This window comes from Methanosarcina spelaei (assembly GCF_002287235.1).
GTDB classification, from domain to species: domain Archaea; phylum Halobacteriota; class Methanosarcinia; order Methanosarcinales; family Methanosarcinaceae; genus Methanosarcina; species Methanosarcina spelaei.
In genome coordinates, this window is sequence record NZ_LMVP01000075.1 from 1 (window position 1) to 9,878 (window position 9,878).

A 9,878-nucleotide genomic window follows, 5' to 3' on the forward strand; every position below is an offset into this window, starting at 1 on the left:
TAAATCGATGGGGAGAATACATGAGGAAGAGATTTTTTAGCGAAGTACTGAAGTTTGATGCTTTCTGTTTTGGCCCAGTTACCGTTTAACTAAGTAATTATTTCAATCAACACGTAATAGCGAAGAACCTAATACCCAAATCTTCAATGATAATTAACTGATTAGTTTAACGATGGTTTGAAAAGACACCGTTAGGACAACCTTAATAATCAGGTTAATGAAGAAATCTATGATCAAAAAAGGTGAGATGAATAGTACTTTCATTTCTTTATGCCTATTATTCGAAAAATATCATGTCCTTTTTTTGGATAATTTCTCAAAAACAGTATCAGATAAATCACCATTGTTTTTTGAAACATTTTTAAAAATTTATAGACACTGAACAAGTCCAAATACTAGAACTCAGATTGTGAGTTGAATAATCTTGTGTGAGTTTGAGGTCTTTAAATTTTGTTAGTAATGATTAAAAAATCAGTAACAGGCGTGAGTTATTGAAAAACGTAAGCATAAGCAACTCTATAAATTTTTGGTAAGTGATGAAGAGGTACTCGTTTTTTCGGAAATGATCAATTACTCACGGACATGATCAAGAATAAAACGAAGGCTAATAAGAATGCAAGATAACGGAACAACTAATAAGAAGTTAAAGTCTCTAAAAACTTTAATTATTGGAGAGCCACGTAACCCTTTTGATACTGATATTTTTCATAAAGTTTCTTTAATAGCGCTCTTCGCATGGGTTGGTCTTGGATCTGATGCAATGTCTTCTGCATCATATGGTCCAGAAGAAGCATACCTGGCATTAGGAGATAATATCTACCTTGCCATATTTGTAGCACTGAGTATTATACTAACAATTTTTGTAATAAGTACTAGCTATTCACAGATAATTGAATTATTCCCTACTGGTGGTGGTGGGTATCTGGTTGCCAGCAAGTTGCTATCTCCATCTCTTGGAATGCTTTCTGGCTGTGCACTCCTTATAGATTATGTACTTACGATTGCTATTTCTATATCAAGTGGTGTAGACGCCATGCTAAGCTTCCTACCAGCAAGCTGGCAGGTGTTCAAATTAGGGTTTGCATTTTTTGTAATTATGACAATTATAGTACTGAATTTAAGAGGAATTAAAGAATCAGTTTTATTTTTAATACCTATATTCGCACTGTTCATAATTGCCCACGTTACCCTAATACTATATGCTCTTTATTTCCATGCAGCAAATGTGCCAACAGTAATGAGTAATACTGCAACTAATGTCCATACTATAGTATCCGGTGCAGGGCTTTCAGCGTTGCTTTTTATAATTCTACATTCATACAGTATGGGTGCAGGAACATATACAGGAATTGAAGCTGTAAGTAATGCAGTTCCAGTAATGAGAGAACCCAGGGTAAAGACAGCAAAGAGGACCATGCATCTTATGGCTATTTCGCTGGCATTCATGGCAGCAGGGCTGATGCTTACTTATATATTTTACCATGTTTCTCCAGAATCCGGGAAAACTCTGAATGCTATTCTTTTTGAGAATATTACGAGTTCCTGGGGACCTTTAGGTCACTATTTTGTAATAGCAACTCTTGTATCTGAAGCAGGACTCCTGTTTGTAGCTGCACAGACCGGTTTTTTGGATGGCCCAAGGGTTCTGGCAAATATGGCGCTGGATAGATGGGTTCCAACCAGGTTCGCAACGTTGAGTGATAGACTTGTAACACAAAACGGAATATTAATAATGGGTATATCAGCCTTAATTGTGGTCTTTCTTACCCAGGGATCGGTCAAACTCTTAATAGTACTTTACAGCATAGCGGTTTTCATAACGTTTATTCTGTCCCAGGCAGGAATGGTTCGTCACTGGTGGAAAGTTAAAACGAAGGTTAAAGACTGGAAGAAGAAATTAATCATCAATGGTACCGGACTGTTTATGACAATTATGATATTGATGTCAGTAATAGCAGTAAAGTTCAGCGAAGGCGGATGGGTAACACTGCTTATTATAGGAGCCTTTGCTGGAGTTGTTATTCTCATAAGACGCCATTATGACAATACCTCAGAGCTTATTAAAGAACTTAATGCAAAGGCGATCAATTCTGCTGAAGGTATGAATATGATTAAGAATGATGTGCCTGATAAGGCTAACATGCAAGATAAGACCGCAGTGCTTCTTGTGAACGGTTTTAACGGTTTAGGAATGCAGGCATTATCCACTATATTCAAATTATTCGGTGGAATGTACAAGAATTTTGTATTTATACAAATTGGTGTAATCGATGCTGGTGTGTTCAAAGGAGTAGAAGAAATTAAAGAACTCCAGACCGAAATATGTAAAGACGTAGATGAGTACGTAAAATTAATTTCATCACACGGTTACTATGCCGAAGGTTTCACTGCAGTCGGCACTGATGTTGTTGAAGAGATTACAAAACTAGCACCGGAGATCTTAAAGAAGTTCCCTAATGCCGTATTCTTTGGCGGACAGATAGTCTTCCCGAATGATTCGAGACTTACAAGGTGGCTACACAACTATACTGTCTTCGCATCACAGAGAAAACTATATGCAGACGGTATTCCTTTCGTAGTTTTGCCAATAAAGGTGTAAAAAATTAGAAAAATAGTATAATATAAGTTTACAGGTGAAGCTGGCTTCCAACAGCTTCCAATATTTTACGGCAGTTGACCCTAAAACTCAATATTACGTTTCTAAACCTTGTTTTTAGTAATCAATTGAGTTTCTGCTTTGAATCAACCAGTATACTATCAAAGTCCGGTTATAACTTGACTTTTATATAAAATAAACATTTTCATATAGGAAGAAAAATAATACACATAATAATTATTACTGTCTTTATAAAACAAGTTATGATATATTTTTTAAAAAATGAGACTATTTAAAGATTATATTGTTGATCCATCGTGGGGGGAATAAATATAAAAAGAAGAAGCAAGACTGATATTGCCGAAGAAATTTTAAAAGTAGCAATGAATGGAGCGAATAAAACTCACATTGTAAACGAGGCAAATATTAACTTTAATATTGCTTCAAGGTATCTGGAAATGCTGAACGAAAAAGAACTTATCAAACATGAAAACGGATTTTTCATCACCACGGATAAAGGAAAGATTTTTCATGGGATTGCTAAAGAACTAAAACTTTAAAACATATTCATTAAATTTTTAATTTTTTGTCGTAATTGCATGCAGTTTGGAATATAGGATTCAAAGTAGCAACTTTGAGTTTTAAAGTTCAACTTTATTATAAGAGTTCGAGTGCAAGAGCCCCAAGGAAAGCCATCGTTTCAAATATTTCTTTATTTTCCGGAATTAAAGCCTCATCAGGTTTATCAAAGGTAAAAGCCATAATGCCAAAAATCATTCTATGGGTCTTGATAGGAATATAGTATCCTTTTCCTGCGGGAAGATTATCTGTTCCAGCTCCAGCTATCTGACCATTTTCATAGGCCCATTGAGCAATAGCTTTTTCTTTATCATGGAGAGGATAGTCAGTATCACCAGCGCCTATCTGAAGCCCAGAAGGACTGGGTGTAAGTACTGCGAAAAGTCCTGGTCCAAAGTTATGCATTTGATTGGCGAGGGTTTTGAAGATGTCTTGCTGTGTTTTTGCCTCCACAAGTTCACGGGAAAGACCTGATGTTGCTTCCACCTCAGCTTCACTTTTCAAGATCTGAGGCAACAGATGACGTAGCCTTGTGGCAAGATTGCTGATTATGAAGGCAATAGTAATGTATCCTACAAAAGCAATGAAGTATTCCCAGTCATGAATAGTAAATGTATAATAAGGCTCGACAAAGAGGAAATCGAAAATTAAAATGCTCAAGCCTGCCGTAAACAGAGCCACTCTGCGTCTAAAAAAGAACGCAGATACCAGAACCGGAATGAGTTGAATTATCAGCAGGTTTGAAGGGCCAATATACTCTCTAAGAAAGAAATTGATTCCCACCACAGCTGCAATGATGACAAGGCTAATTACATATTCAGCTGTAAAGAAAAGTGGAATTTGCTTTTTGAGAGGTATATATATGCTTTTTCCTTTTGGTTCGTATAGATGAACATCAATGCCGTGTGATTGTCTTATGACCCTGTATACCGGAGAGGAAAATATATCCAGCCCATGGGGTTTTCCTAACATGATCATGCTGACATTGCTCCTTCGGGCATAACGTAGAATTTCATCAGCAACATCATTTCCACGGTAACGCACTATCTTTCCGCCCAGCCGTCTCCCTGTTTCAAGAGCTTGATTTATCCAGGAACGCTCCTGAGGAGATAATGCTCTTTCATCATTGACATCTACCGAAAACACAATCAAATCAGCATCGAATCTGGTTGCAAGCCTGTATGCTGCCCTGACCATATGTTCAGCTGTTGGACCTGGACGGATACAGACAAGAAGCCTTTCTGCTGCCGGCCAGGGACCCGGAATAGCCCGGGTCCTCATATAGCCTATCATCTTCTTGTCTGTGGATTCAGCCATATATCGTAGAGCAAGCTGCCTGAGTGCAAGAAGATTCCCCGTCCTGAAAAAACTTTGAACAGCTGCCTCAGCCATATCTTTTACATAAACTTTTCCGGCTTTGAGACGAAGATTTAGCTCTTCTGGAGTAACGTCAATTAATCGAATCTCATCTGCATTAGAAAGGAAAGCATCCGGTACGATTTCAGAAACTCTGATGCCAATTATCTGGGCAACTGCATCGTTCTGGCTCTCAATATGCTGAATATTGACAGTTGTATAAACTGATATTCCTGCTTGCAGAAGTTCTTCGATATCCTGATACCTCTTTACATGTCTGCTGCCTGGGGCGTTGGTATGGGCTAACTCGTCTATAAGAACAATTTGCGGATGGCGTAGGATGACTGCGTCAAGATCGATTTCCCTGAGAGAAAGGTTCTGATGTTCGATAGAAAGTGTTGGAATGACCTCAAAGTTCTCAACCAGAGCATTAGTCTCAGGTCTATCGTGAGTCTCTATATATCCGATTACAACATCTTTTCCTTCCCGTTTCCGCTGAAGGGAATCTTCAAGCATTGAATATGTTTTTCCAACACCTGCGGCGTAACCAAGGTAAACTGTCAACATTCCTTCAGTTGCTTTATTCTCATCACGGCGAGCGATGAAGAGTAAATCTTCAGCTCGTGGCCTGCCCTCCTCATCGTAGCGATTGCTTTCCATAGGCCCCTCATTTGCTAGACTGATTCATCTCATTAAGCGCTCTGTTGAGTGAAAGCACATTGACGTAAGCTCCTGTAAAAGGAGAATCAACAGATTCTGCAAGTACGAGCGATTTGAGTTTTTCTTCCGGAAGATTTCGCGCCTTTGCTACAACAGGTACCTGTATCAGTGCTGATTCCAGGCTGATGTGAGGATCAAGCCCACTACCTGAAGCCGTAACCAGATCGGAAGGTATAGAGCCAGTTACACCGACTTTTTGGAGTTCAATTTTCCTGTTGGCGATCGATTCCAGGAGAACCGCATTTGTCGGGCCGAGGTTAGACCCTCCTGAAGCGGTTGCATCGTATCCGCTTGCTGAAGGCCTGCTCTGGAAGTATTGAGGTGCAGTGAAATTCTGACCAATAAGAGTTGACCCAATAATCCGGTTGTCATTATCAACAATCAGGCTTCCATGAGCTTGATCCGGAAAAAGTAAACCAGAAACAAGTGTCACTGTCATGGGATAGACTAAACCTGTAACAATAAACAACACTGCAAATAGGAATATGGCTTTTTTAATCGATGTCACACCAATACCTCCTCAGGTATACATTAATCCGGCCAACACCAGATCGATGATTTTGATTCCAATGAACGGAGCGATTACTCCTCCAAGGCCAAAAATAGTCAGGTTGTAGGCAAAGAGTTTCGACGCCGGCATACTCTTGAACTTTACCCCGGCGAGTGCAAGCGGAATCAGCATTGGAATTACCAGAGCATTAAATATAACTGCAGAAAGAATAGCCGATTCAGGGGTTGCAAGACCCATGATATTCAGGATTTTGAGCTGCGGATAAATTCCGATAAGAGCAGCAGGGATAATTGCAAAATATTTGGCTATATCATTGGAAATGGAGAACGTTGTCAGAGCTCCCCTTGTCATCAGGATTTGCTTTCCAATCTCTACAATATCCAGCAGTTTTGTAGGGTCGCTGTCAAGGTCAATTATGTTTGCAGCTTCCCTTGCAGGTTGTGTTCCATTGTTCATTGCCACGGCTACATCGGCCTGGGCAAGAGCAGGAGCGTCATTTGTTCCATCCCCTGTCATGGCAACCATGTACCCTTCGTTCTGGTATTCCCTAATCATTCTAAGTTTATCATCAGGTTTGGATTCTGCCAGGTAATCATCGACTCCGGCTTCTGCTGCAATAGTGGCAGCAGTAAGATGATTGTCTCCTGTAATCATAATTGTTTTTATCCCTATCCGACGAAGATCCGCAAATCTCTCTTTAATACCTGTTTTTAAGATATCTTTGAGGAATATAACACCGAAAATCGTCTCGTTACGAGCTACTACAAGGGGTGTGCCACCTGCAGTTGCAACTCCGTCCACTTTCCCTTTAAGATCCGAAGGAATGGTTCCTCCACGTTCCAAGACCGATTTCGTTACTGCATCATAAGCGCCCTTCAGGTAAGTTATTTCGCCGCATTGTGCGCCACTAACTCTTGTTGCGGCTGAAAATGGTATAAATGTTACATTTTCGGGAGAAAACGAAGCTGTTCCTGTTTTTTCCTGAATTAGAGCAATAATGCTTTTGCCTTCAGGAGTATCGTCTGCAAATGAAGAGAGAAGGGCAGCTTCCATCAATTCTTCATTTGATCTGCCATTTACTGTCAAAAACTCAGTTGCTTGTCGGTTACCTAAGGTGATTGTGCCCGTTTTATCCAGAAGCAAGACATTTACGTCTCCTGCAGCCTCAATGGCCCTTCCTGAGAGAGCTATGACGTTTAACTGGAATAAACGATCCATTCCGGCTATTCCTATTGCTGGAAGCAGAGCTGCAATAGTTGTGGGAGCTAAACAGACAAAAAGCGCAATGAGTATAGTAAGACTTGCTGGTGAACCTCTACCACTTGAAGCTGCGCTATATGCAGAAACTGAGTAAGTGTTGGCTACAACTGCTAAAAATACGCCAGTAAGTGCAATGAGGAGTATTTCGAGAGCTATTTCGTTAGGAGTCTTCCGCCGCTCAGCGCCTTCCACCATTGAGATCATGCGGTCAAGGAAAGTTTGCCCTGGATCAGTAGTGATTTTGAGAATAATCTCATTGGCAATAACGGTTGTTCCTCCGGTAACAGCACTTCGGTCTCCACCGGACTCACGCACGACAGGCGCCGATTCTCCGGTAATTGCTGCTTCGTTAACCAGTGCAGCTCCTTTTACAACTTCCCCGTCTCCAGGGATTATTTCATTTGCCTTTACAAGGACAAGATCACCTTTTCGGAGATCGGAAGAAGATATTTCGGAAAAAGTAGCATCAAAAGATTCTTCTTTGAGCTTTCGGGCTGGAACACTGGTTCTTGACTGGCGAAGGGATGCTGCCCTGGCTTTTCCACGACCTTCGGATAAGGCCTCTGCAAAGTTTGAAAATAAAACTGTCAACCATAGCCAGAAAGATACAAAGATTGTAAAAAAGGGAGATTTTTGAGTAGAAATCTCAATTACAGAACTAATTGTGGTCAGGATACCTCCGATTTCCACAAGTAGCATAACCGGATTTTCTTTCTGCTGGCGCAGATCAAGTTTCAGCACCGAACTAACGAGAGCTTCGCGGATAAGTTTAGGCTCAAAAGCACCTAAACGAGGGAATCGCTTTCTTGACATTATTAAATCCCTCCTACCATAGAAAGATGTTCAGCGATTGGCCCCATTGCAAAGAGCGGGAAGAATGTAAGAGCTCCAATAATAAGGATCACTAGAATTGTCCATATTGAAAATGTAACGGAGTCTGTGGGAAGAGTTCCTGAGCTAGGTGGAACTTTTTTCTTTTGTGCTAGAGATCCAGCCATGGCCAGCATAGCGACTGCTGGAACAAATCTGCCTATCAACATTGCCAGGCTGCCTGTGAGTGTATAGAAAGGTTTCGATGCGTCAAACCCGGCAAAGGCACTACCATTGTTATTAGCCATTGATGCAAAAGCGTATATCAGTTCAGATAGTCCATGAGGACCGGGATTTTTCATTAATTCCGTAACATTTGGAAGAACCAGCGCAATACCCGAAAACAGAAGAACAAGAATACCAGGAACCAGGACTGTTATCACAGCTGCTCTCATCTCTAAGATCTCGATCTTTTTTCCCAAATATTCGGGAGTTCTTCCTATCATCAGTCCTGCAATGAAGACTGAAAGCACTATAAATCCGATCATAGTGTAGAAACCGGATCCTACTCCTCCAAAGGCAACCTCACCAAGAAGAATCATGAACATAGTCACCAGACCACCAAGTGGAGTGAGTGAATCATGCATGGTGTTGACTGCGCCGCAGGAGGTAGCTGTGGTGGATGTGGCAAAAAGTGATGAGCCTAAGAGTCCGAACCTGACTTCTTTTCCCTCCATGGATATTCCTGAAACATTCAGTTCTTTTAAAAGAGGGTTTCCTGCCAGTTCTGCAGCGTAGAGTGTACAGAAACCTAACAAAAACAATAACAACATAACACTGTAAATCATCCATCCCTGCCGAATTTTGCCGGTCATTTTTCCAAAGACCAGAGGCATGGCTGCAGGTATAATGAGAATAAGGAAAATCTCAATCAAATTAGTCAAAGGTGTTGGATTTTCATATGGGTGTGCAGAGTTTGCATTAAAAAATCCTCCTCCATTGGTACCCAGTTCTTTTATTGCTTCCTGAGAAGCAACAGGCCCCATCGCGATTGTTTGCTGCCCTGTAGAGCCATATCCGTTAGCCTGGACATAAGGATCCAGATTCTGGATGACACCCTGAGAAGTCAGAATTAAGGCAAAAATGAAAGCTATCGGCAAAAGAATATAAAGGGTACAACGAGTCATGTCCACCCAGAAGTTGCCTATTTTGTCGGTAGAATGACGGGTTATCCCCCTCATCACTGCAATTGCTATACAGATGCCTGTAGCAGAGGAGAGAAAGTTCTGAACTGTAAAACCGGCCATCTGGGTAAGATAGCTTGCTGTCGTCTCACCGCTGTAGACCTGCCAGTTTGTGTTGGTGACAAAACTGGTAGCAGTGTTGATTGCAGTGAAAAGATCAAAAGACCCGAATTTTTCTGGGTTGAAAGGAAGAAAACCTTGAAGAAGAAGTAGTGCGAAGAGAATTACAAAACCTATACCATTGAAAATGAGCATATCGCGGGCATAGCCCTTCCAACTATTTTCCGTATCCGAATTGGTCTCAATAAATCTGTAAATTGTTTTTTCTATACGACCCGGTATTCCTCGGGATAATTCTCCGGAAAAGACCCGGACGAAAAAACTGCTTAAAGGTAATGCCACCCCGGTAACAACGACCAAAAAGAGGATGAGCATTAAACCTTTTACGGTTAAATCTTCTGTTACCATTTGGTTCACGACTGTTTTACTCAATTTGAAGCAAGAACTTTTTCTGGTTCATTACTGTTGAGTTCAGTTTGAAACAGAGACATTTAAGGTTCACTGCTGTTGAATTCAGTTTGAAACAGAGACATTTAAGGTTCACTGCTATTGAATTCAGTTTGAAATAGAACCCTTTCAGGTCCATTGCTGTTGAATTCAGATTGAAACAAGAACCTTCACTCAGATAGATAACAAATGGAATGCATAGTGCGGAAGGGCTATAAATACATTGCTCACCGCTTAAAAAAATCAAAGTTGCGCTGGCGCACCCCGCTGCAAGCAACGGGGTATGTCCGCGCCA

7 protein-coding genes are annotated in these 9,878 nt (G+C 40.8%); 2 read left to right on the forward strand and 5 right to left on the reverse strand.

The genetic code is table 11. The annotated features are described in order from the left end of the window. The first annotated feature begins 613 nt into the window (after positions 1-613). Positions 614-2,599 carry an APC family permease gene (locus tag ASJ81_RS05560; RefSeq protein ID WP_095643622.1) on the forward strand — a complete coding sequence of 662 codons (1,986 nt, stop codon included), beginning with the start codon at positions 614-616 and terminating at the stop codon, positions 2,597-2,599. Positions 2,600-2,913: 314 nt separating this feature from the next. Beyond that, positions 2,914-3,156, forward strand: coding sequence for a winged helix-turn-helix domain-containing protein (locus tag ASJ81_RS05565; protein WP_245859842.1), 243 nt, complete (start codon positions 2,914-2,916; stop codon positions 3,154-3,156). Between the two features lie 97 nt (positions 3,157-3,253). Here ASJ81_RS05565 and ASJ81_RS05570 read toward each other — a convergent pair whose 3' ends face one another. The 5 genes from ASJ81_RS05570 to ASJ81_RS23210 all read right to left on the reverse strand — a co-directional run. Continuing rightward, positions 3,254-5,191: a DUF4118 domain-containing protein gene (locus ASJ81_RS05570; RefSeq protein ID WP_212556031.1), complete on the reverse strand. Its 1,938-nt coding sequence runs from the start codon at positions 5,189-5,191 to the stop codon at positions 3,254-3,256. A gap of 7 nt (positions 5,192-5,198) precedes the next feature. After that, entirely contained in the window at positions 5,199-5,759 is a 561-nt protein-coding gene (gene kdpC, locus ASJ81_RS05575; RefSeq protein ID WP_212556032.1) for a potassium-transporting ATPase subunit KdpC, read from the reverse strand. A 12-nt stretch (positions 5,760-5,771) separates the two neighbouring features. After that, the gene (kdpB, locus tag ASJ81_RS05580; RefSeq protein ID WP_095643624.1) at positions 5,772-7,835 is read right to left on the reverse strand and encodes a potassium-transporting ATPase subunit KdpB; all 2,064 of its coding nucleotides are present in this window, start codon (positions 7,833-7,835) and stop codon (positions 5,772-5,774) included. A gap of 2 nt (positions 7,836-7,837) precedes the next feature. Then, complete coding sequence (gene kdpA / locus ASJ81_RS05585; protein ID WP_095643625.1) at positions 7,838-9,544, reverse strand: potassium-transporting ATPase subunit KdpA; 1,707 nt, start codon at positions 9,542-9,544, stop codon at positions 7,838-7,840. Positions 9,545-9,560: 16 nt separating this feature from the next. Next, positions 9,561-9,878: hypothetical protein (locus ASJ81_RS23210; protein ID WP_212556033.1), on the reverse strand; the 318-nt coding region annotated here is incomplete at its 5' end.

What these genes read in the sequence shown, in the direction of transcription:
- kdpA (WP_095643625.1), bottom strand. Translation starts at nt 9,544, where the DNA reads ATGGTAACAGAAGATTTAACCGTAAAAGGTTTAATGCTCATCCTCTTT.
- ASJ81_RS05560 (WP_095643622.1), top strand. Translation starts at nt 614, where the DNA reads ATGCAAGATAACGGAACAACTAATAAGAAGTTAAAGTCTCTAAAAACT.
- ASJ81_RS05570 (WP_212556031.1), bottom strand. Translation starts at nt 5,191, where the DNA reads ATGGAAAGCAATCGCTACGATGAGGAGGGCAGGCCACGAGCTGAAGAT.
- kdpB (WP_095643624.1), bottom strand. Translation starts at nt 7,835, where the DNA reads ATGTCAAGAAAGCGATTCCCTCGTTTAGGTGCTTTTGAGCCTAAACTT.